Annotated in this window: 22 protein-coding genes; 16 read left to right on the top strand and 6 right to left on the bottom strand. The window is 52.7% G+C overall.

What is annotated here, in order from left to right; all coding sequences use genetic code 11:
- Positions 1 to 230: 230 nt before the first annotated feature.
- Both JR346_RS00195 and JR346_RS00200 read right to left on the bottom strand, forming a co-directional pair.
- A complete protein-coding gene (locus JR346_RS00195; RefSeq protein WP_205482475.1) occupies positions 231 to 914 on the bottom strand; it encodes a trypsin-like serine protease in 684 nt (227 codons plus the stop codon).
- Positions 915 to 1,158: 244 nt separating this feature from the next.
- Complete coding sequence (locus JR346_RS00200) at positions 1,159 to 1,659, bottom strand: MarR family winged helix-turn-helix transcriptional regulator (RefSeq protein WP_205482476.1); 501 nt, start codon at positions 1,657 to 1,659, stop codon at positions 1,159 to 1,161.
- 87 nt (positions 1,660 to 1,746) lie between these two features.
- Here JR346_RS00200 and JR346_RS00205 point away from each other — a divergent pair, with 87 nt between their 5' ends.
- The 4 genes from JR346_RS00205 (at position 1,747) to JR346_RS00220 (ending at position 4,987) form a co-directional block, all read left to right on the top strand.
- Entirely contained in the window at positions 1,747 to 2,229 is a 483-nt protein-coding gene (locus JR346_RS00205) for a CrcB family protein (protein WP_255521937.1), read from the top strand.
- Complete coding sequence (locus JR346_RS00210; RefSeq protein WP_205482479.1) at positions 2,226 to 2,630, top strand: CrcB family protein; 405 nt, start codon at positions 2,226 to 2,228, stop codon at positions 2,628 to 2,630. Before JR346_RS00205 ends, JR346_RS00210 begins: the two co-directional genes overlap by 4 nt.
- A gap of 94 nt (positions 2,631 to 2,724) precedes the next feature.
- Positions 2,725 to 3,315: a VanZ family protein gene (locus JR346_RS00215; RefSeq protein WP_205482480.1), complete on the top strand. Its 591-nt coding sequence runs from the start codon at positions 2,725 to 2,727 to the stop codon at positions 3,313 to 3,315.
- A gap of 196 nt (positions 3,316 to 3,511) precedes the next feature.
- A complete protein-coding gene (locus JR346_RS00220) occupies positions 3,512 to 4,987 on the top strand; it encodes an amino acid permease (RefSeq protein ID WP_204877740.1) in 1,476 nt (491 codons plus the stop codon).
- A gap of 523 nt (positions 4,988 to 5,510) precedes the next feature.
- Here JR346_RS00220 and JR346_RS00225 read toward each other — a convergent pair.
- From JR346_RS00225 to JR346_RS00235, 3 genes are all read right to left on the bottom strand, one after another.
- Complete coding sequence (locus tag JR346_RS00225) at positions 5,511 to 7,001, bottom strand: family 16 glycosylhydrolase (RefSeq protein ID WP_205482481.1); 1,491 nt, start codon at positions 6,999 to 7,001, stop codon at positions 5,511 to 5,513.
- 988 nt (positions 7,002 to 7,989) lie between these two features.
- Positions 7,990 to 9,204 (bottom strand): acetylornithine deacetylase, encoded by a 1,215-nt coding sequence (gene argE / locus JR346_RS00230; protein WP_205482482.1) that lies wholly within the window; start codon positions 9,202 to 9,204, stop codon positions 7,990 to 7,992.
- Positions 9,205 to 9,338: 134 nt separating this feature from the next.
- Positions 9,339 to 9,875 (bottom strand): flavin reductase family protein, encoded by a 537-nt coding sequence (locus JR346_RS00235; RefSeq protein WP_240333962.1) that lies wholly within the window; start codon positions 9,873 to 9,875, stop codon positions 9,339 to 9,341.
- A 327-nt stretch (positions 9,876 to 10,202) separates the two neighbouring features.
- Between JR346_RS00235 and JR346_RS00240 the strand changes: the two genes are divergently transcribed.
- The 12 genes from JR346_RS00240 (at position 10,203) to JR346_RS00295 (ending at position 20,740) form a co-directional block, all read left to right on the top strand.
- Positions 10,203 to 10,721, top strand: a complete 519-nt coding sequence (locus JR346_RS00240) for a gluconokinase (protein WP_204877736.1) — start codon at positions 10,203 to 10,205, stop codon at positions 10,719 to 10,721.
- Positions 10,722 to 10,771: 50 nt separating this feature from the next.
- Positions 10,772 to 12,175 carry a GntP family permease gene (locus JR346_RS00245; RefSeq protein ID WP_205482483.1) on the top strand — a complete coding sequence of 468 codons (1,404 nt, stop codon included), beginning with the start codon at positions 10,772 to 10,774 and terminating at the stop codon, positions 12,173 to 12,175.
- 302 nt (positions 12,176 to 12,477) lie between these two features.
- Entirely contained in the window at positions 12,478 to 14,520 is a 2,043-nt protein-coding gene (locus JR346_RS00250) for a DUF6541 family protein (RefSeq protein WP_205482484.1), read from the top strand.
- A gap of 166 nt (positions 14,521 to 14,686) precedes the next feature.
- Positions 14,687 to 15,421, top strand: a complete 735-nt coding sequence (locus tag JR346_RS00255) for a glycosyltransferase family 2 protein (RefSeq protein ID WP_240333964.1) — start codon at positions 14,687 to 14,689, stop codon at positions 15,419 to 15,421.
- A gap of 2 nt (positions 15,422 to 15,423) precedes the next feature.
- Positions 15,424 to 15,816, top strand: a complete 393-nt coding sequence (locus JR346_RS00260) for a DUF2304 domain-containing protein (RefSeq protein ID WP_205482485.1) — start codon at positions 15,424 to 15,426, stop codon at positions 15,814 to 15,816.
- Positions 15,813 to 16,922, top strand: a complete 1,110-nt coding sequence (locus tag JR346_RS00265; protein ID WP_205482486.1) for a glycosyltransferase family 4 protein — start codon at positions 15,813 to 15,815, stop codon at positions 16,920 to 16,922. Before JR346_RS00260 ends, JR346_RS00265 begins: the two co-directional genes overlap by 4 nt.
- 3 nt (positions 16,923 to 16,925) lie before the next feature.
- Positions 16,926 to 17,783 carry a glycosyltransferase family A protein gene (locus tag JR346_RS00270; RefSeq protein WP_205482487.1) on the top strand — a complete coding sequence of 286 codons (858 nt, stop codon included), beginning with the start codon at positions 16,926 to 16,928 and terminating at the stop codon, positions 17,781 to 17,783.
- A gap of 139 nt (positions 17,784 to 17,922) precedes the next feature.
- Positions 17,923 to 18,303, top strand: coding sequence for a glycosyltransferase (locus JR346_RS00275; RefSeq protein ID WP_205482489.1), 381 nt, complete (start codon positions 17,923 to 17,925; stop codon positions 18,301 to 18,303).
- Positions 18,304 to 18,326: 23 nt separating this feature from the next.
- The gene (locus tag JR346_RS00280) at positions 18,327 to 18,857 is read left to right on the top strand and encodes a hypothetical protein (protein ID WP_205482490.1); all 531 of its coding nucleotides are present in this window, start codon (positions 18,327 to 18,329) and stop codon (positions 18,855 to 18,857) included.
- A complete protein-coding gene (locus JR346_RS00285) occupies positions 18,845 to 19,243 on the top strand; it encodes a GtrA family protein (protein WP_204877728.1) in 399 nt (132 codons plus the stop codon). The genes JR346_RS00280 and JR346_RS00285 overlap by 13 nt, the downstream gene beginning before the upstream one ends.
- The gene (locus JR346_RS00290; RefSeq protein ID WP_205482491.1) at positions 19,243 to 19,857 is read left to right on the top strand and encodes a DUF6056 family protein; all 615 of its coding nucleotides are present in this window, start codon (positions 19,243 to 19,245) and stop codon (positions 19,855 to 19,857) included. Before JR346_RS00285 ends, JR346_RS00290 begins: the two co-directional genes overlap by 1 nt.
- A complete protein-coding gene (locus tag JR346_RS00295; RefSeq protein WP_205482493.1) occupies positions 19,829 to 20,740 on the top strand; it encodes a hypothetical protein in 912 nt (303 codons plus the stop codon). The genes JR346_RS00290 and JR346_RS00295 overlap by 29 nt, the downstream gene beginning before the upstream one ends.
- Before the next feature lie 4 nt (positions 20,741 to 20,744).
- On the opposite strand, the gene JR346_RS00300 is transcribed toward JR346_RS00295, so the two are convergent.
- Entirely contained in the window at positions 20,745 to 22,004 is a 1,260-nt protein-coding gene (locus tag JR346_RS00300) for a hypothetical protein (RefSeq protein WP_205482494.1), read from the bottom strand.
- Positions 22,005 to 22,249 lie beyond the last annotated feature (245 nt).

The raw sequence follows: 22,249 nt of genomic DNA on the forward strand, positions 1-22,249 counted from the left end.
TATCTAGGGTAAACGCAAGATTCTCCCAAGAAAAATTTACTTTTGTGGGTCTTTATGGGTGCAAGTATAGTGCAAAGCCTCTGGCACGTAAAAGCCTGAAGATTAGGGGGTAGAAGTGATGCTATGAGCTGCAGTCTTGACGCATCAACTCAAACGGCAAGAAGCCTCTTTTGGAGTTTCACCCAAAAGAGGCTTCTTACCGCTAGGTTTTACTACCTGATTGAAAAAGGCTAGTTGATCGTGTGCTCGATCCAATCGACCTGATCAAAAACGTCAGAGTAGTTGGTGGCAGGGTTGCTATCGGCTCCCGATGAAGAAAGGATGCCATGCACCTGATTGTTGACAAAGAACGGGCTACCTGAATCGCCCGAGCGCGGTCGGGAATCGCCCTGGTGGATGGTTGTAAAGAAGAATCCACGGTTATAGCCAGAATGATAACCATTGTTGGCCACTACGGATTCAGTGGTGGTCAAGCGGTTGCCGGTGCCAACGCCCCAGCCATAAGCAAGCCCGCGATCGCCCTTCTTAAAGGATTCTGAAGGAAGCTCTGGGTAGCTTTCAAGTGATAGGTGATCTTTGAGGTGTACCAGGGCTAGGTCGCCCATAGGGGCAATCTTTACCGCGTCAGCGGTGTGTGCCTGATGCTGAGAGCGTTCCACCCCGGTGTAAACCGTATGGTGTGCTCCAGGATTTTGGGTGATGCAGTGTGCTGCGGTAAGAGCCCATTCGGGTGACAGTGCTACAGCAGTGCAAGAGCCGATGCCAGAAAGCGCAAGAACCTGGTGTGCGTGGGGATCTGTATCTGTTACAGGGGTTCCTTTGTAAAGTGCGCTAGCGGGCGCCAAGCTTCCTGCAAGCAGTGCTGCACTTGCAGCAAGGATTGAAACTACTTTTCGGGGACTGAAAAAAGGCATACATTCCTCTATTTACTATGTTTATTTAGTGTGGGGTACCATAATATTTAAGTTGCACAAGGTTAGCGGGTTAGGTCCTGAAAAAGTGGGGAAGTATGGGGAAATTTTCAGGAAAAACAGGCAACCTGTAAGACTGCAACTGGTACTAGCCTAGTGGTAAGAATGCTTAGACTCAAACTAGATGGAGTGCTTAGGGGTAAAAATAAATGAAGATACAGTCTATTTCTAGTGTGGATGCTTTTGGCTATATATCTTTATTGTCATACTCGATGGTGGCTTTCAGAATCTTTGCATAAATGTTCCTGAGCATCGCGGTTTCCTCATTGCTAATGTTTTTGAAAACGATGTCGCCAATCACCGAGTAGTAGACCTCGTAGGCTTCAGAAAAAATCTCGTAACCTTTATCGGTAATGCTGACTGCTAGGCCTCGTCTGTCTTTGTCTGCTTTGCACTTGTGAACCAGCCCCTGTTTAACCAGCGAATTGATCTGGTAGGTCAAACGCGAAGGTGAAATGCGCAGGGAATGAGAGAGTACGCCCATGCGCAACTCTCCGCTGTTAATAGCGTCGGGAGATTCCACCAGTAAGTGCAACAGCTTGTAGTCAACGAGCCTAATACCGGCACGTTTTTTGAGCGTGCGGTCGGTGAGTTCCCGCAAGTAATCACCGGAATCTATATAGAGCTGCCACAGATCAACGGGTGAGAGGGAGGTCTCATCGGTGTTTGGCATAGTTTTTGATGTCATCTTTCCCCGTAAGTACGAATCGCAGATTAATCTAATAAGTATTATCAATACTAATTACTGGCAGTAGTTGTGGGTGCTATATCTGGCATGTTTTCGGCGGCGGTGCACACATTGAGGGGTGAAATTTTGAAATTACACAAAATTCCACCTGGAGCCTGGGTTTTTGTTGGGGGAGGTGCAGGTGCCGTGACACGCTACTTCATCCTAGAGATCACCCCCTGGGATGGTCTTCTGATGGGGTACAAGATTCCCTGGGACGTTCTACTCATCAACTGCGTGGGAGCTATCGCGTTAGGGTTCCTGACCGGGTACATGCAATCCGGGGTTCGTACGGGGCGGACGCGACCTCACTCCGACGCTGTACGTTTGGGGCTGGGTGCAGGGTTCTTGGGCGGATTTACAACATATTCGACTCTGGCTATGGGAATCCTAAGGCTCACGCGCGGGGGAAGCCCGGCAAGTGCTCTTTTCTACGCGAGTATCAGCCTGCTACTGGGTTTCTTTTTATGCTGGTGGGCAATGATCGCCGGTGAAAGGTTCGCTCATCGCACCGTAGGTGGTCTCTCATGACTTTGATGCTGACCGGGGCTATATTTATTGCCGGTGGGGTAGGTGCCTGGTGTAGATACACACTGGATAAGCTCATGAAATCTGCCCTGCCGCGCAAAACGTATCTTTCTATACCGCTGATTAATGCCGCAGGTTCGCTGATGCTGGGCGCGCTCGTAGGGGCACTGCCCTTATTCGCACCAGAACTCACCTCCTTCTCGACCTTCCCAGCCATCGCGGGAATTGGTTTTTTGGGAGCCTTCACCACCTTCTCAACAGCCATGGTCGAAGCTGTCACCGCCGCGAGGAACGCGCGTCCGGCTCTCGCCTGCTGGCTACTGTGCGGTCAGCTCATGGTGTGCATTATCGCTGCCTGGTGCGGTTTCTTTGCGCCATTTTTGATAACACTGATGAGAAGGTAGGTAAACACCACACCCACAAAAATTGATGTACCCGTGCCCAGCGCGTAGAGTGCAAGTCTGGTTTTACGTTTGAGGTGAAGAGGCGGTTACCTGCATGAACCTAGCTGATCTTTTAGTGCAAGCCGTCATCCTGTGGGTGGGCTTGGGGCTGATTCTGGTGCCCATTTACCTGACTACCAGCCACCACTGGAAAGAAAAAGTACAGCGACACTGGTACATCGTTCTGCCGCTTTTTCTGCTGTACATCTGCACAGTCATTTCATTTACTTTCCTGCCACTACCTGATGACAGTGAGTTCAAATGTAACTCCAGCCTCTACTACCCACGCTTCTTTCCCGGATGGAGCCTGCAGTTTGCTTTGAGAGATAGCGGCGGCAACCTTTTATCGGCTTTGTCTAGTACATATGTTCTTCAGGTAATACTTAACGTGCTTCTCTTTCTGCCGCTCGGAGTCTTTCTGCACCGCGTCCTAGGATTCAATTTTCGCTCCTGTGTTCTGGTGGGTTTTGCTGCAACCATGCTTATTGAACTCACCCAAGCAACCGGGCTTTGGGGCTACTACGACTGCCCCTACCGCACCTTCGACGTAGAAGATCTCATGGCAAATACGCTTGGCTGCGCCGCGGGATGGATTCTCTGCGAAGCACTGCGCCTACACGGCAAACGCGAACTGCCCAGCCTGTAAAAAATCACCTGGCTCACTTAAAGATTCAGGGGTCGCTGAGAACCATAAGAGGTGCTTAGTTCCACACCGTCAGCGCGCATAAACCCCGGCTTCAATGAATAAATATAGGGTAGTGTGAATATGTACTTTTAGCCCGCACCATCACCGAAGACTGGCGCGGCACGCAATTTTTGCACTCTCAATTTCAAGAGGAAACATGGCTTCACCAGAACACGTGAAAGACCCCAGCGACGCCTACGCCCACGAACAAGTTGGTTTCAAACAGGGGCTCAAACCCCGCCAAATCCAGATGATTGCCATGGGCGGCTCCATCGGCACCGGTCTCTTCCTGGGTGCGGGCGGACGCCTGGCGGACGCTGGCCCTTCCCTCTTTGTGCTCTACGCTATCGCCGGTTTCTTCGGCTACCTGATTCTACGTCAGCTGGGCGAACTGGTTGCCTACCGACCCTCGTCCGGCTCATTCGTCTCATACACCCGTGAGTTCTACGGCGAAAAATCCGCCTACTTCGTGGGCTGGATGTACTGGCTCTCCTGGGCTGCAACCGCCATCGTAGATGCCACCGCGATTGCCATCTACTTTCGCTGGTTTGGGCAGTACATCGAGGCAATCAACGATATTCCCCAATGGGCCATCGCCCTCGTTGTAGTGGTAGTTGTGGTTGCCATGAACCTCGTATCGGTCAAACTCTTTGGCGAACTTGAGTTCTGGTTCGCGCTGATTAAGGTCGGTTCGCTCGTGGTCTTTATGATCATCGGTATCTTCTTCGTCATCTTCGGAACCCCCAACGGTAACCCCACCGGGTTCTCACTCATCGCCGACAACGGCGGCTTACTGCCCAACGGACTGATGCCCGCGCTGGTAGTTTCTCAGGGCGTCATCTTTGCTTACTCGGGTATTGAACTGGTCGGTACCGCATCGGGCGAAACAAAGGACGCGCGCACCGCCATTCCGCGCGCCGTCAACACCGTGGTCTGGCGCATCGCAATCTTCTACGTCGGTTCAATTCTGTTGCTAACCCTGCTACTGCCGCACACCGCATACTCCGCCGACGAGTCACCCTTTGTGACCTTCTTCGACTCCATCGGTGTTGGATATGCAGCCCCCATTATGCAGCTTGTTGTCATCACAGCGGCAGCATCATCACTCAACGCGGGTCTATACTCCACCGGGCGCATTATGCACTCCATGTCGCTCAACGGCTCAGCGCCCCTGTTTGCCGGCAAACTCTCCCGCTCAGGCGTACCCTACGGCGGCATTCTACTCACCGGTATTGTTTCCATTATTGGTGTGGGTCTTAACTGGTGGGTTCCCGCTCAAGCATTTGAAATTGTGCTCAACATTTCTGCCATTGCTATCATCATTGGCTGGGCGGCTATCACCCTGCCCCATATGAAGTTCGTTGCCCTGGCTCGCGCGGGCAAGTACATACGTCCGCACTACCAGGCGCCCCTAGCGCCCGTGAGCAACTGGGTGACCCTCGCCTTCCTCTTGTCAGTGATGGTTCTTGTTGCTTTTGATTACCCGGTGGGAACCTACACTATGGCGTCAATGGCTGTAGTGCTGCCGCTAATGGCTCTGGGCTGGTTCTTTGTGCGGACGCGCGTAGCCGACGTAGCGGCACGGCGAGCTGACGCACATGATGACTCAACCACAACCATCACTCTGCCCTAAGACCCTCGAATTTTGAGAGTCCGGGGTTTTGATGCCCGGTTTCTTCCTTTGAAGTGGGGAGCTAGCGCTGATCGGAGTGCGGGATGGGGCGCGGGCTCAAGGAGCTGGACGCGGTCGTTAGCCTTTTTGTCTCGCTTGAGGTTCTAAGTGTTGCTTCTTGACCACTCGCGTCCGCCCCGCTCACCCTCTACACCTTATAAGCGCGATACCGTCCGTCACTGCCTGTCATCATAAGCCGTCTGAGCACTCGGTTATTCCCTACTGAACAACCCCTCACACGGCAAAGACCGCACCTAGCTAAAAGCTAAGTGCGGTCTTTCCTTTGAGTTTCCCTAATACCGGTGTGAATACACTAAAAATACAACTCAAACCGTTTTGCTGAGCAAATCTTTACGGAGGTTATATGCCAAACGGCCGCTTAGATAAATGCCACCGACCAGACCCCATTTTTCTGGCTCGGGGCGTAAACGACCGCTCAGCATACCGTGCAATAGCCAGTACCCCTACGGCTATGTACGTTTCCCTAACCCAGGTATGCCCACACGCGGACGTAGTCCACTTCGAGTGCGCAATCCCGGGTGCTATCAGCCATGCCACCCCACCAAGCGTTACCAGCCTGCATGCTCAGGCGGATGTTAAAGTTCGCTCCGGTGGGAAGCGCGGTTGCATAGCGCGGGTTGTTTGAAGAGACGAACATGTATTCAATGTCGTCAAAGTAAAAACGAATACCCGCAGGGGTCTTTTCAACGGCCCAGGTGTGGTACTCGTCTGCAAGTACCTGACCCAGAACCGGAATCATTTTGTTGTGCTTGGACTTGTTGCCCTGCTGCTGACCGTAGTGTACGGACGCTTCTGAGCGGTTGGTCGGGTCAAAGCTCTGCTTGCCTGAGGTGTAGCCGTATGACTCTGAGATGTCGATCTCGCCAAGCAGTTTGGTGTTGTCGGGGCGCATCCAGATGCCACCCCATGCGCCGATGTGTTCGGGACGTGAAACGGGTTGCTTTGCGCGGTATTCGAGGCGGAAGTACTCTGCTGAGAACTTGCCGATGGTGTCGATATAACCGGTTGCCCAGTTGCGTACCTTGCCGTCGCGGTAGATGTGTTCCTGACTTGCGGGGAGCTTTTTCAGCCAGATCTTCGCAACTGAATCCTGAACGGTGACAGCATCTGAGAGGATAACTGCCTGATCGTAGCCAACATAATCGTTGTTACGGATTCGCCACTTTGAGCCATCGACGGTGCCGGTGCCGTAGTAGGCGGCGTTGTCGAAGTCGTCTTCGAAGATGACCTGCCCCCAGCCGGGCTGAACCATTGAGCCACGGAACTGGCCCCATTCGCCTGCGGTTGCCTGTGAAACGTTGAGCTTGGTGGCGGCGGGAGCGTGGCGTGAAACGTAACCGCTGACGCCGGTGCCGGTGCCCTGGGGCATACCTGAAAGGGGTACGTTGATGTCATCTGCTGCGATGCGAATCGCGGGCTGACCTGCGAAAACAACCTGTGCTTCGAGGTGACGAGCGCGGGCGCTCAATGCCAAGTCGAAGGAGAGTTCCTGGTCAATGAGAGGGCGGGCAATGTTGAGAATCTGATGCTTGATGACGGTGGTTCGGTTGTTGATAATGCGCTCAATGGTGAACTCGTACTGGCGGTATGAGGTGATTGCCAGTGCTGCTGCGTAGAAGTCCCTGCCATCTGCTGAGCGGCGGAGGATCACGCGGGGGTAAACGGAGCCTGAGCGGGGTGAGACGGTGTCAAAGTGTGCTGATACCAGCGCGTCGGAGGGGGAGGGCTCGGGTGCTGGGATGAAGCGGGAGCCGGTGCTGGGGTTTGCAGTGAACGCCTGCGCAAAGGGATTGACGTAGGTGACGTCGTTGATGGGGGTGAAGCGGAGGCGACCTGCGGGCAACTCTGCGCTGTTGAGTGCAAGGGTGTTTGCATTTGCTGCAGGCACGAAGGCGAGGGTTGCTGCGCCTGCGATTGATGATGCTAGAACTGAGCGACGTGAAAGAGTAAGCATGATTTTTTTCCTGTAGTCGGGGTACTCAATGGGGTACGTGTTGTTCGGGGATCGTTTGGGCAGTTGAAGTGCTAGAGACATTGGGGTGAATGTCTTTCGCTTGGGGTACCTTCTGTGCCTTGGCGACAGAGAAAAATCTATCAGGGATTTTCTTGCCCACCAGGTGGGGGACAAATAAAAAAGATGGGTGCAAGCCCTTGAGGGGTATTGGTTTCAGAAGAAACTATTGGTTTTCTAGGTAAAACCGTTTAGGGGACAAAATAAGTGTGTTCTGCAACATATTTTGAAAACATGTCTTGTGTGGGTGGTTTTTAGAACGCTAATAAATGAAAAGCCAATCAATGTAAAGTAAAAAGGTTTTCTTAAACGCGCTGTGTGTTAACGAAAGCAAGAATCTTCCGCTTTGAAATACTGGTAAATCCACTGGTTAAAGTGGTTAAAGAGTGGGTTTTGTGGAATCCTGTCATCCCTATTTTCTGGGCGCAAGCAGAGAACATGGCTGGTGTAGAAATTATTACCTAGCGGTAACGTACATGCCTGCTGAGAGGCTCTTTTGCCTTCTGAAGACCCTCGCTGCCGCTGAGCAGGGGGGCAAGGCTGGTCTTGTAGAGCTTGTGGGGGATAAGCTGTGAAGTTCTTAAAATGCCTGCCTGTAGTTTTGCCTCCCGTCCGGTGAATGGGGGACAAAATTTAGTCGCTCAGGATGCATAGGCGTGGCTGCACATCACTAAAACGCGCCGCCAACTCACCTCTTTGCCAGCTTCTACCCGCTGTAAAAGGGCGAAACGCGCGTCCGCCCCCGATCTCAGTCAAGGGTGTGACCACCCTCTGCCCCGGTGACCACAATAAACGTGGTCACCTGGGCAGAGTATGGTCACTCCGGCTCCGTCCAACCCCTTCTGCCCCGCCCTGCGTGTCGGGCAAAAAAAGGGGCAGGACGCGCGGTGTTGCATCCTGCCCCCTTGGCTGGCTCACGGTTGCCCAGTGTTTATTTGCCTTGCGCCCAGCTCAGAATGTTACGTATAAAGTCTTCGCAGGCTTCGATTTGGGTGAGCTCAATCCACTCGTTAGGGGTATGTGCTTGGGCAATGTCACCGGGGCCGCAGACGATGGTTGCCACGCCCGCTGCCTGAAACTGCCCGCCTTCGGTGCCGTAGGGAACCTTAGCGCCCTCACCGATGCCGCCCATCTCGCCGCCGAAAGTGATGATGGGTGAGCCTTCTTTCGCGCCGAGGGCGGGCACGCGCGCGAGAAGTTCGTGCTTAATGGAAACCTGAGATTCCAGAGATCCGGGTTCCGCTCCTGAGAGCTGTTCGGCGCTGCGGGCGCGGGTGCGTAGCTCTTCGCCGAGGGCTTCAACATAGGCTTCGATCTCATCGATGACGGCTTGCGCGTCGATAGTGGGCAGTGCCCTGAAGTCGTATTCGAGCACGGTGTCTTGGGCGATGATGTTGTATTGTACCCCGCCGCGTGCCACGGTGACGCCGCCAGTCGAGAAGGGTGTGACGAACCCCCTATCGAAGGGGCCCTCTTCAATCCACCGCTGTGCCAGTTCATCAAAGAAGGTGATGAATTTTCCTGCTACAGCCACAGAGTTGACCCCGTGCGGGGCGAGGGATGCGTGCTTGGCAACGCCGCGCAGGGTGACGCGTCCGCGGTGGGCGCCCTTGTGCGCGGCGATAACCTGCATCATAGAAGGCTCACCCACCACGCAGAATTCGGGGGTGAGACCACGCTGTACCATGTCTTCGATCATGCGAGGTGCTCCCACGCAGCCGATTTCCTCGTCGTATGAGAAGGCGAAATGTACCGGATGCGCCAGCTTCGCCTGGGCAAATTCGGGCAGCAGGTGCATGGCAACACCGATGTAGGCTTTCATATCTGATGATCCGCGACCGTAGAGTTTGCCGTCTTTGACGGTGGCGGTGAAGGGATCTGTGTTCCAATCTTGACCCTCAACGGGCACCACATCGGTGTGACCTGAAATCACCACTCCACCGGTGGTTGAGCCATCGTGGGCAGGCAACGTCACGAACATATTGGCACGCTCACCGTCGTCACTGTAGGTGTAATGCGGGGTGAAACCATATTTATCAAACTCGTCCGCTAGAATCTTCAGCAGACCTTTATTAGAGGTTTCACTGACAGTGGGTTCGGCAATCAGCTTTTCAATCCAGGGGAAGGAGTCTGGCAGGGCGCTCATAGCTACTTCTTTCATTTCTGTGGTGCTGTGTGATGTATACAAAAACACCGCACCTATTCTGCGGCGTTCTTCATTACCTTAAGAATGCCACCGACAAGGCGCGGTGTGCTGGCGCTGTTGAGTACCTGAAAAATTTAGTTGACTTCGCTGTGCTCACCGAGGGCGTGGAACTTACGGGCATGGTAGACCACGGGCGCCCCGCTAGTGTCGTGACGAATGAAATTCAGTACTTCGGCGGTGAGTAAGATAGCCGGACCCGCCTCAATCTTGTCGTGAAAACGAGCACGCAGCACTCGTCCTACTCCTTCAAGCAGGGGCTCGCCGGTGGGCAGCGTCTCCCAGGTGGAAAGATCTGCGAAGCGAGGGCAGCCGCTGGTCGCGAAGTTTTTGGCGAGCTGAATGTTCTCAGCCGAGAGCAGATGAATCAAAAAGGTGTCAGCTTTCAGCAGTTGCGCCGCCGAACCGCTGTTGCCTTTGAGCGAGAAGCTCACAATGGGCGGCTCTGCCGATACGGAGTTCACGGATGAGGCAGTGATACCCACCGGGTTGCCCTCAGCGTCAAGGGCGGTAATAATCGAAACGCCTGCGGGCTGAGCGCCAAACGCCTCTTTGAAAAGGTCGCTTACTGACGCGGTTTCGATGCGTGAGATTTCAGGTGCCAAAGTCATCATCAACTCCTTGTTGCGGCTGCAAATAACGGTGTTACATTCACAAAGACTAGAACCCATTGAGGTGTTAAAGCTAGGTTGTTTCGCTATATGTTCTTTAAAACCTGTTTATGACTTTATGACGCCAAAACTGTGGGTTCGTTACCAAGTGTGCTCACGAACCGCCGGTTGAGAGGGCATGTACAGGTTTTTGCGCGCGGACGCGTTTCCTCTGCACGGTCATGTTCTATAACGGGTGTATAACGCACGAGAACCGATAACTAACGCCGATCTGCGACATGCAAAGTCATCACTTCGATGATTGAACGCCCTCGGTATTAAGCTGAATTTATGACTACTCATGAACCCACCCATCTGGTGGTGATGGGCGTTTCAGGTACGGGCAAAACCAGCCTGGCTCTAGCCCTCGCCGAGCAGCTCAATCTCACCTTCGCAGAAGGAGACGATCTGCACCCGAAAGAAAATATTGCAAAAATGAGCGCGGGGATTCCCCTCAATGATGAAGACCGCGCGCCCTGGTTGCAACTCATCGCCCGCTGGATGCAAGAAACCGGTGCTACCGGTCAGAACACGATTGTGACCTGCTCCGCCCTGAAAAGGAAATACCGCGATACCCTGCGCTGTGCTGGTGGGCGCGTCCTCTTTCTTCACCTCGCCGGTGAAAAATCGTTAATCGCCGAGCGTATGAACGCCCGCAAAAACCACTTCATGCCACCTGCCTTGCTAGATTCGCAGTTCGAAACCCTTGAGCCACTTGAAGCAGATGAAAATGGCATTGTGCTTGATATTTCTGGCACCCAGCAAGAGATTATGCAGGACGCGCTTGCCCAGCTCAACAGCCTGCGCTAAAGATTTTTGAGGCAGCAACCGCTGCACATAACGAAAGAAAACACACAGAAATGAAAATTGAAGACTGGTCGCAGACCCTGACCGCGGGTCCGCTCCTTGCGATCGCAGCTGCTGCTATTGCCCTGCTCTTGCTGCTGATTATCAAACTCAAACTGCACGCCTTCCCCTCGCTGATTCTGGTGAGCCTACTGACCGCGCTTGCCGCAGGTATTCCTGTGGCGCAGGTGGTGCCGGTGATGCTCAACGGCTTCGGCAGCACGCTTGCCTCTGTTGCCCTGCTTGTGGGCCTGGGTGCGATGCTTGGCGTTCTCATTCAGACCTCCGGTGGCGCTCAGGTGTTGGCTACCAAACTCATCGATGTCTTCGGTGAAAAGCACGCCCCCATTGCGCTGGGCGTTGCATCTATGCTTTTCGGTTTCCCCATTTTCTTCGACGCCGGTCTTGTAGTGATGCTACCGATTATGTTCTCGGTAGCGCGCTGGGTGGGTGGCTCCATGCTGCTTTACGGTCTGCCCACCGCAGGCGCTTTCTCCGTCATGCACGTTTTCGCGCCCCCGCACCCCGGCCCCGTCTCAGCGGCAACCTTCTTCAACGCCAACATGGGCGTCCTACTTTTCGTTGGTCTTATCGTTGCTATGCTGACTTGGTATTTCGCTGTCTACCTCTTTAGTAAATACATCGGCAAGCGCATTCACCTACCCGTTCCCGCCATCCTCGGTCAAGAAGAAATCCAGACAGAACCTGCCAATCCGCCCAAATTCTCCACCGTTGTGTTGGTACTGCTACTGCCCATGATCCTCATCTTCATGAACACCGGCCTCAACACCCTGCTTTCCTCAGGCGTCCTGGCAGAATCCACGGCAGATGAAACCTGGTTCCAGTCCCTGCGTATGCTCGGTGAAACTCCTGTTGCCCTGCTGATTACCACCTTGTACGCCATGTACACCCTGGGCACCAAACGTGGCGAACACAAAACCCACCTGCAACACACCATGGAAGGCGCCCTGCCTGCCGTCTGCTCCGTCATTCTTATCACCGGTGCTGGTGGCATGTTCGGCGGCGTTCTACGCACCTCAGGTATCGGTGCGGCACTGACTGACTCCCTCGGCGGTATCGGCGTTCCCCTGATTCTTGCCGGGTTCCTTATCTCGGGCATCCTGCGTATCGCTCAGGGGTCAGCAACCGTAGCGCTGACCACTACCGCTGGACTGCTCGCACCCGGTGTTGAAGCAGGTGGATACAACCAGCTACAGCTGGCAGCACTTGTGATGGCAGTTGCGGCAGGCTCAATCATTCTGTCTCACTTCAATGATTCCGGCTTCTGGCTCATGAGCCGTTTTTTCAATATGGACGAAAAAACCACCCTCAAAACCTGGACTGTTATGCAGACCCTCATGGGTGTTTTTGCTTTCATCGTTGCAGTCGTTATTTTCGCGTTGGCTAGTGCGCTCTAAAACCAACGAGTGAAGGCTGTAGCCAGCTAGGAAAAAGTGGGTGGACGCGTCCGCCCACTTTTTCTATGCTCACAGCGGGTTGGGTACGTCCCACTCCCCGCCCCTCTTACTTGCCCGACCTCCGGTGTGACCACCTTCTGTTCACCTGTGATTGTTCTCTGCCCAAGTGACCGCGTTGGTCGTGGTCACCTGGGCAGAGCGTGGTCACACCTCTAGAAGGAGGGGAAATAATCTGATTTCCCTGTAAAATTGGTATATTTGGATGACCTCTGCCAACTTTAGACCGAGAAGGAAAACAACCTATGTGGATCAACGCTTTACTACCTGCTGCGCTGGCACTGGTGGTTGTTTTCGTCCCCGGTCTCATGGTGACCATCGCAGCGCGACTTAAAGGCTTCGACGCTTTTGCTATCGCCCCGGCAATCTCCGTTGCCGTAGTTGCCGGCAGCGCTATACTCGCTCCTTTCTTCGGCTTTGACTGGGCACTGTGGCTGCCCTTCGTGCTCGCCCTTTTTATTGCAGTGCTCGCTGCCTTGGTAGTCTGGGGCTTTGATTCAGTGGGACTGTTGGACGTGCCCTCCCGTCGTCGACTGAACTCCACCGTGGACGCGACCCCTATGAGCTGGTCGTTCAAGGGGCAGCTCTGGCACTATCTCGCGTGGGCGCTGGCACTTATATTGCTTGTGCGTAATATGACTAACTCTTTGGGGAACCCCGAGTGGATTTCACAAACCTGGGACAACATCTTCCACCAGAACGCCATTCGATACATCGCTGATCACGGCAACGGTTCCGCGCTCTTTATCAACAGCATGGTCTCCGCCAATGAAACCCCTGCATTCTACCCGGCAGCCTGGCACGATATTGTTTCACTAGTATTTATGAACACCGAGGCATCTGTTGCGCTCTCGACCAATGCTGTTGCTTTAGTAGTATCAGCGGTTGTGTGGCCGCTTTCGGCTCTCTATATGTTGCGTAGCATTTTTCCGCTGGGTCGCTTCGCCCTGATGCTTTCAGCTGTTGCCCTAGCGTCTTTTCCTGCCTACCCCTATCTTCTGGTGTTCTTCGGCGTTCTCTACCCCAACCTCTTAGGGTATTCGCTGGTGCCGGTTGGTATTGGCATGATGGCGCAACTCTTCCGCGTTGGTTTGGTGCGTCACCTTGCGACGGTGCAGACGGTGTACCTGGGCATTTTCGTCGCCCTAGGTACCGCTATTGCTCACCCCAATGCGGTGATGTCCATGCTGGTTCTAGTGACCCCCATTTTCGCTACCCGCCTGGTGATGCAGATAGTTTCCGCGGTGCAAAAGCAAACCCCCGCTTGGGTTGCAGTGTTGCAGGTTTTGGGTCTGCTCGCCCTTTTTACTGTGGTTTACTACCTGTGGGGAGTGGTACGTCCGCCCAAGGAAGCTGGCGATATGTGGCATCCTTACATGAGCCAGGGTGGAGCTCTGGGTGAGTTGCTGTCTCACCAGGTGCTGTCACTGACTAAGCCGCTGTGGTTGGTGAGTGCGCTCTTTGTGGTTGGCGCTTACCTGCTGGTTACCGCCAAAAACCGCCTCTACTGGCTGTTTGGTACCTGGGTTGTTCTTGCCTATTTCTACATTGCGGTGCGCTCGTTGGATTGGGAGGATGGCCGTTACGATGTGGTGGGCGTCTGGTACCACGATTCCTATAGGGTAGCTGCGCTGATACCTCTGGTAGTTTTGCCATTTATTGCATACTTGGCACAGCATTTAGCTGAGTGGGCACAGAGAATTTATGCTGGTTGGACTGCGCGCAGGGTTGCAGCTGAGACTGCCTCGTATCGGGCGGACGTGCGTCTGCGGCTTCTGCCGGCTGCCGGTGTAGTTGCTGTGCTTGTGGTGGGTGGTGCCCTCCAAACATCAGCGCCGTTGACGAAATTTATTGACAGTATTTTCTGGCAGTATGCCCCCGAAGATGAGTCACCCCTGCTGGGTCCTGATGAGATCACCATCTTTGAACACCTCGATGACTATGTTGAAGAGGACGAAAAGATTGTGGTGCAAGCGTTCAACGGTGGTCCGCTTGCTTACGCCTACACTGGTCGTGAGGTCAGTGCCTACCATGCCCTGTGGGACATGACGGACGATGAAGCCTACGTTTATCAGAACCTTAATGCCGCCAATGAGGACCCTAAAGTCTGTGAGATTTTAGAGCGCGAGAACTACCGTTACTACCTGGAATTTGGACACATTGAGGTCAATGAAGCTGACCATTCTGTCTGGTATCCGGGTTTCGAAGAGGTTGTTGAGAATAATGTGGTTGAAGAGACCTACCGCGCCGGTGGTGCCAAACTCTACAAGATTACTGCCTGCGATTAGGCTGTCTGGTCTCGTCACGCGTCTTGAAGTATTGGGTCGGGTACAAGGATTACTGCGTTCAATACCTCACCCCTCCTGCAGAGGTTAGATATGAGCGAACTGCTAAACTGGCAACAATTCTGTGTACTCTGTGGGGGTACACTGCCTTGTTTTTGGAGATTGTTTGATGCAAAAATCTGCACCGCACGGTGAGTTGCGCGTACTGGTTATTATGCCTGCGTGGAATGAAGAGGAAACCATTGGGCAGACGATTGCTGAGCTGCAGGTAAAGCGTCCTGACTTGGATTTGATCGTTGTCAATGACGGTTCAATTGATCAGACGTCTCAGGTTGCTCAGGCTGCCGGTGCAAAGGTGATTGAGTTGCCTTACAACATGGGTGTGGGTGCTGCAATGCGTACCGGCTATAAGTATGCCCGCTACAAGAACTACGACGTTGCTCTACAGATGGACTCCGACGGGCAGCACCTGCCTGAATATATTGAAACTCTTCTAGACGGTTTGCAGCGGGCTGATATTGTGATTGGCTCCCGTTTTGCAGGGAAAAGTGATTACGAAGTGTCAGGCCCTCGCAAGTGGGCAATGAGCCTGCTGTCGGTTATGTTTACCCAGATTTCTGGTGAGAAATTTACCGATGTCACCAGCGGCTTTAAAGCGGCTAACCACAGGGGTATTCAGCAGTACTGCGATTTCTACCCGGCTGAATACTTAGGCGACACTATTGATGCTACGGTGATGGCTATTCGCTCTGGATGCAAAGTGGTTCAAGTACCGGTGCAGATGCGAGAGCGGCAGGGCGGCACGCCGTCTTCTGGTCCTATTAAGTCAGCGATTTACCTGGTACGTTCCTTCTTTGCTTTCGCTATTTCGATGACCCGTCAGAAGACCTCCAGAGAGGGGTAATCATGCCGTCTAATATTTTCTTTTTGATTCTTTCCCTTTTTATTTTCTGTGCTGTACTGATGCTGGTGCGTAGCCAGAAGATGAAAGAGAAATACGCGGCTTTATGGTTGATTATTTCGGCTATTACTATCGTGCTGGCGCTCTTCCCCTCTCTCTTGTCAGTGGTGACAGGTTTTACCGGCGTCGTTATGCCGGTGAATCTGCTATTTTTACTGGCAATTATCATGCTTATGGGGGTTTGTATGCACCTTACCCTGGAACTATCAAAGGTTTCTGATGAGGTGCGCACCCTTGCCGAGGAGATCGCGATTTTGAAGGCTGAAACCCTTTCGCGTTCGGAGACCTCTCGCACACCAGGTATTCCCCTCAGCGGCAGAAAGAAGACTAACCAGTGAAGATTGTTTTTCTGATTAATAACTACCCACCGCGTATTGGTGGGCTTGAGCAGCACGTGTACTCTCTGGCAACCCGTCTGGTGGGCTTGGGGCATTCGATTAGTGTACTAACTCTGGGTGAACGTACTGAGGTAAACATCGAGGACGGTATCACCGTTTATCGTTTTAAAGAACTAGTACAGGTAGATGGAGTATTGGGTTTCCCAACCTTAGGTGCTACTGCAGGGCTCTTTTCAGCTCTTAAAAAAATCAATCCGGATATTATTTCGGTGCATACTCGTTTTTTCACACTCACTTGGCTCGGTGTGCTTTGGAGTAAGCTGCTGAAAATACCCGTGCTGCACACTGAACACGGTTCTGGCTTTGTTGTCTCGGGTAGCCCCGTCATTGGTGCCGCTAGCCGCCTGGTTGATTACACCCTCGGACGCGCGTCCTTGCGGGCAGCCAGCGGAGTGGTATGCGTGTCTGAGCCTTCACAGCGTTTTGTTGAAAAGCTGGCGCAGGTTAGCCCGGCATTGTTCTACAATGTTTCCCCCCTGCCCATGCGTTCCTCCGGTGACATAGTGCTGGATCGTAAGCGTCTGGTCTTTTTGGCGCGCGTGGTCGAGGTCAAGGGGTGGCGTGACTTCTTGGACGCGGTTGCCCTGGTGCGTGCTCAGGATCCTGAGGTTCACGCGGTGGTCTTGGGCGACGGTGCAGACCGCGCCAAAGCGGAATCTTATGCTCGTGAGCTGGGCATCGCAGAGGCAGTAGACTTCCGCGGGTTCGTTGACCACGCTGAGGTGGCTCGCATTTTGCGGGGCGCTACTTTAGTTAACCCCACCGTGGCAGCTGAGGGTTTTCAGACCACCATCATTGACGCCTTCGTTTCGCACGCGGGCATCGTCACCTACGATGTTTCAAGCGCGCGCGTCCTTGAACAGCGCGGAGTACCGGTTCGTATTGTGACCGAGCGTGGCCCGCAGCAGCTGGCTGAAGCTGTTCGGCAGGAAATAATCACACCGCCCGCCCCCTACAGCGATGACGAAATTAAAAACTGGGGCTGGGAGCACCAAGCAAAGCTCTATGAAGAATACGCTCAACATATTGTGAACCGGGGTACATAGTTGATGTCTGCTGAAAAATCTACAGGAAAACTTGCTGTTTTTGTGCGCAGTGGTGAGCTTAATTGCTGGCTCGACCGGGCTGTTGAGTCTGTCCTGGCAAGTGATTACGCCCTATTGGAGGTTATTGTTCTACTCAACGGCCCGAGTATCGGTGTGAGTGTTGATGCTGTTGCGGCGCAAGAAGCAGCACACCCCTGGATGCAGGACGCGCGCGTTAGTACCTACCGCTATGACCGCTACCTGGGGATGAGCGGCTCTATGATTGAGGCAACCTCTAAAATTTCGGGCGATGTTGAGTTTATGGCGAATGTCGATGGTGATGATTATGTCGCCCCGGAGAAATTCTCTGCTCAGATTAGTTATCTTCAGGCTCATCCTGATTGCGTACTGGTGGGTACTGGTGCTTACATGATCGATGGGGAAGGTGCTGTTACAGGTGAGCTGGGGGGCACCCACCGCGATGACGTGCGCTCAAAACTGTACTTGTTCAACCCGTTGCCGCATTCGTCTGTGCTTTACCGCCGTTCAGCTTTTGAGAAGGTTGGCGGGCATACTCCTGGCTTGTCACAGTGCGAGGATTACGACTTCACCTTGCGCATTGCCTGCCACGGTAAGGTCGCGCAGTTGGCGCAGAAGTATGTGTACTACCGGGTGCATCAGTCTAATTTGAGTAAGGGTGCTACTGCTTCTGGGCCGCACATGAAATGTGTGAGTGAAGGACGTCGCGCCCTGGCCCATGCAACCGGCACCCCTTCGGTGGTTGCATGCCCTCAACATCTACTCTGGGTGGCAATACAGTATATTCGCACACGCGGGCTTATCAGGCCTTTGCATGAGTACAGAATCAGAAAGTCCTCCTAGCTTATTGCGTGTAGTCTTTCCACGACTATTGGCAGATTGAAAGGTTATTGCTATGACGAGCTCTGCGAGTGTTTTGTCTGTGGTTGTGCCCGCTTATAACGAATAAGAGGGCATTGCTCTTTTCCACACGGACTACCTGTTGCCTGCCCTCGTTGATTGCGAGCCGCTGCTCTCTGGTAAGGATAAAAATGCTTTTGAGGTTATATACGTTAACGATGGTGGTAGCGATAAAACTTTGGCAACTCTGCAGTCTTTAGCCGATGCGGACGCGCGGGTAAAGGTTGTGAACCTATCGCGTAACTTTGGCAAAGAGGTTGCTACTACCGCAGGTGTTTCTGCTGCCACCGGTGACGCTGTGGTGATTCTGGATGCCGATGGGCAGCATCCGCCCCACTACCTACCCCAGTTCATTGAACGCTGGCGGGGGGGGGGTGCCCAGGTTGTCGTGGGTGTACGCTCAAACCACGGTGGCGGTAAGCTCAAAACCCTAGGGTCGCACAGGCTTTCTACAAGATTCTGAACTCGATCACTGACAACCCCACCGTGCCCTACTCCACGGATTTCAGGCTGATTGACCGAGTGGTCGCCGATGAGTTTTTGCGATTCAGCGAACGCAAGCGTATCGCTCGCGGTCTGATTGACTGGCTCGGGTTCACGCGTGACTACGTGGAGTTTGAAGCACCTGATCGTCTTGCCGGTGAAGCTACCTACGACATGCAAAAGCTGGTGGGCTTGGCGCTGAACAGTTTTATCACGATGAGCATTAAGCCCCTCTTCGCTTTCGGGTACATCGGGCTTTTTATTACTCTGGCGGCATTTATTGCCGGATACGCGGTGATAGTGCAACAGTTCCTCCTTGGTGATCCGCTGAGGTGGAACATCACCGGTTCAGCCATGCTGGGTATTCTGGTGTCGTTCTTGGTGGGCGTCATGCTGATTTCCCAGGGCATTGTGGCTGTGTATATGTCGCACATCTACATGCAGGCACAGGGGCGTCCGCTCTTCGTTATTGACCGTTCTACCTCACGCAACCTCGGTGGAAGCGCCAGAGCGGGTGACCCGTGGAATTCCTAGCGAAAAATAAGACCCTGATGCGCTATGTGGGTGTAGGCGTCACCGGTGTTATTTTTGAACTTCTCATTCTTTACATCGTCAAGAACGTGCTGGACGGCGACAATAAGATAGCAGTCACCGCCAGCTACTGGCTGGGTATTATCTTCTCTTTTCTGCTGCAAAAGTTCTTTGCTTTTGAGAATAAAGAAACGGCTACCAAAGTGGTGGGCGCCCAGGTGCTTTCCTACTCCCTGCTGTTACTGGTGAACTACCTGTTTACTCTCGGGTTTATCGCCCTCTTCGCTGAGATGCTAGGCATTTATATTGCCCGCATGGTGGCGCTGATGATTACAACGGGGTGGAACTTTTTTGTCTACAAGTACTTCGTGTTTAAGAAGGTCAAGTAATGGAAGTGACCGTCACTAGCTACAAGAAGTTTAAGGATTTTACGCAGAACAACAAACTGACAGTTGTCGCGGGAGTGCTTTTTTCTCTGATTCCAGTGTTCCTGATAATTTATTTCGCTCGGTTCTCATGGGCGGCAGGTATTATCGCTGATGACTACCCATACTTCATGAAGTTCAATCTTTCAGGCGGTGCTTTCGAATACTTTTGGAAGCATATAAATACTCACAATGGAAGGTTTGGGCAGGCGTCCCTCTTTGCGTTCCTTTTTTTAGTAATGGGGGAGAGAACGATCAGCCTGGTCCCTTTTTGCTTTTTTATCGGGATCTCACTAACTATTGCCGCTATTACCAACCAATTGCTGGATTTTAGGAAATTTAAATATATTGCATCACTGGTTATCGGGGTAAATCTCACCGGCGCTGCTTTACTGCTAGCTCCAAGTATCGTTGACTCGTACCTTTGGCTGACTTCAAGTACGGTATACTTCGGTGGAGTAATATTTTTCCTTTTAGTTTTTTTTATTGTGCCTGCTGACATTGAACCAGGTCATTCAGCTAAAAATTGGGCTAGGTGCAGTATTCGCAGTGTCTGTTTACGCAGCTGGCTTTGTTGAACCTCTAACGGTCTGTATGTGCATCCTCTGGTTTATGGTACTACTTGATGACTTCATCAGGGGTAGGATGTTGAATCTTAAACTAACCGTAGCCGCTGGCCTCGGTACCGGTATAGGATTTTTGCTACTGTTCTTTCTGCTAGGGTCGCAGAATAGGCAGTCAAATATCAGTACAACCACAGGGGTGCAAGAGTCACTGAAGAATATGCTGACTAGTGAATTCCCTGAATTCTTGGATCACTCTTATGTGTGGCCTTGGCTCATCATTGTGCTTACTGGGTTCTTTACTGTGTTTATCGTGAAACCGGAAAGTAGTAACAGTTTCTACCAGCTCAGGAATTTAGCCTATGCAGTCCTACTTTTTGCTTTTATTTGCTTGGTCTATAGCCTGCTCACTGTGCATATTACCAGTGATATTCCTTGGCGTGCATATTCTGTTCCGGTTTTTGCCATGAGCGCTTCAGGTTACGCGGTCATCACATATGCTTTTAGTGGAATTTATCAGAAATATGCTACTACCTGGGGTGCAGTTGCAGCACTAGTAACATTGGTAGGAACGTTCATTGTTCTTATGGGGTTGGGTTTCTATGGCAGTGTCACCTTAGAGGCGCTCACTAAACGTAGTGACTTACTTGAACAGCGCCAGAGTGAAGTTGCACAACAGCTCAACTTTTCGGAAAATGCGCCTATTTCGGTTCGTGACGTTCCATCATTGTTGACTAGCGATGGAACTGATATGAAAAACCGATGGGGTTTTGAAGAGGCAATTGCGTGGCGCTTGGAAATCCCTGAGGATCGAAAATATGAGTTTGATTCATCATTGCCGGCACAATATTGTGCACCTGAGTCAATTCTGGTAAACCCCAATTTTTATTGTGAATAGATTGTTAACCTCGACGCTTCGCTATTCCTGCTAGGTGGACGGCGAATCCAGCCAGTGGCCCAGCAATAAGGGCGATGTTAGCTTTTGCTACGAGGTCAGTGCCCACTACCAAACAGACCAGCGAAACAAGGAGGGCAACAACCCAGCCCGCAAGATAGAGGCGGTGCTTATTGAGTGCTAACGCCACCGTGCCTGAGAGGGTAGTTAGCGCTAGCAGGGCACCTGCGAAGGTCAGCACAGCAAGCACTGCACCCGATAGCTGCCCGGCGTACTTAGGATAGATCAGGTCAAAGAGCCAAGGACCCAGTAGAAAAGCTGCCCCAGCACCTACAACGCCTATACCAATAAACACCGCAACCGGCTTGAGTAGTGCTTTCACCGGCTGATTCTGGTGCGCCAAGAAGTGGGAAATTGCAACGCCCTGAAAAGCCTGTAGGGGAATCATAATGGGCGCGCGCGTAATCGAGATACCCAAAATAATTGCCGAGAGCAGAGCCGCTTTTTCTGTGGCAGAAGTGCTTGAAGTTGCCTCCAAAAAGACGGGGAAACCGGTTGAAACCGCCGCCATCGCCAGTGCGGTGAGCAACGTCCACAGCATCGCTTTAAAAACAACGGACACGGGTTCTGCAACGCGGATGCGCGCCGCCGACCGTGCGGTGGGTGAGAAGGCCAAGAAAACTAACCAGAGGAAGGCAGTGGCAGTGAAGGCGAGCTGAAAGAAGAACACATCTTTGCTGAACAGTGAAGCTATGCCTGATGCCGCCAGGGTGAAAATACCGCCGGTAGAAATGAGCAGACCGTAGAGGGTCCAGGCTTTCAAGCCAGCCATCGCACCGATAAAGTACACGTGCAGGGCGTAGGCGACGGTGCCAATCAGCACCAGGAGCATCGACCTGCCGGTGTTGACCGACAGCACATAGTTCATAAGATAGGGTGACGCTAGCGCCAGCACCACCGCGCACAAAACGCCCACGCCCAAAGCCACGACTAGCGGACGCGCCCCACCGGGTTTGTTGTTGCTGACTGCGTCCTGCTGGGAGCCAATAAGACGTGCCGCTTCTTGCTGCACACCGAGTAAGGTTGCGAACACCAGTGACATCAAAGACCAAAAGACCAGAAACTCTTTATTGTCATCGACGCTGAGTACGCGCGAGCTGAGCCAGGTCACGGCGAAGGTGGTCGCCGCGCTGATGATTGATGCGGAGGCAATAAAAATAGACTGACCGCGGGTAATCACGGAATCTTGAGGTAACTGTTCTTCCATGCCACTTCTCTGTTCTGGTGTTATTTTCTGTGCCCGGTTTGATACCTATATATCGCACCGTTAAAACCCTTTCAATACTAGACCGTGCGTCAGTGTCGCGTTTTAGTCAGCTACTACCTGCCGGCGGTGTCATAAGCAGAGGTGTGTCATATGGCGGTCATGTTCCTTTCTGATTTTGTGGCAAGCGCTAAGGGTTCTTAGACTCTACTCATTGACCAAAGATGGTTGAACAGATCTAACCTCGC

Origin of the sequence: Rothia sp. ZJ932, from assembly GCF_016924835.1 — a bacterium.
GTDB lineage: Bacteria > Actinomycetota > Actinomycetes > Actinomycetales > Micrococcaceae > Rothia.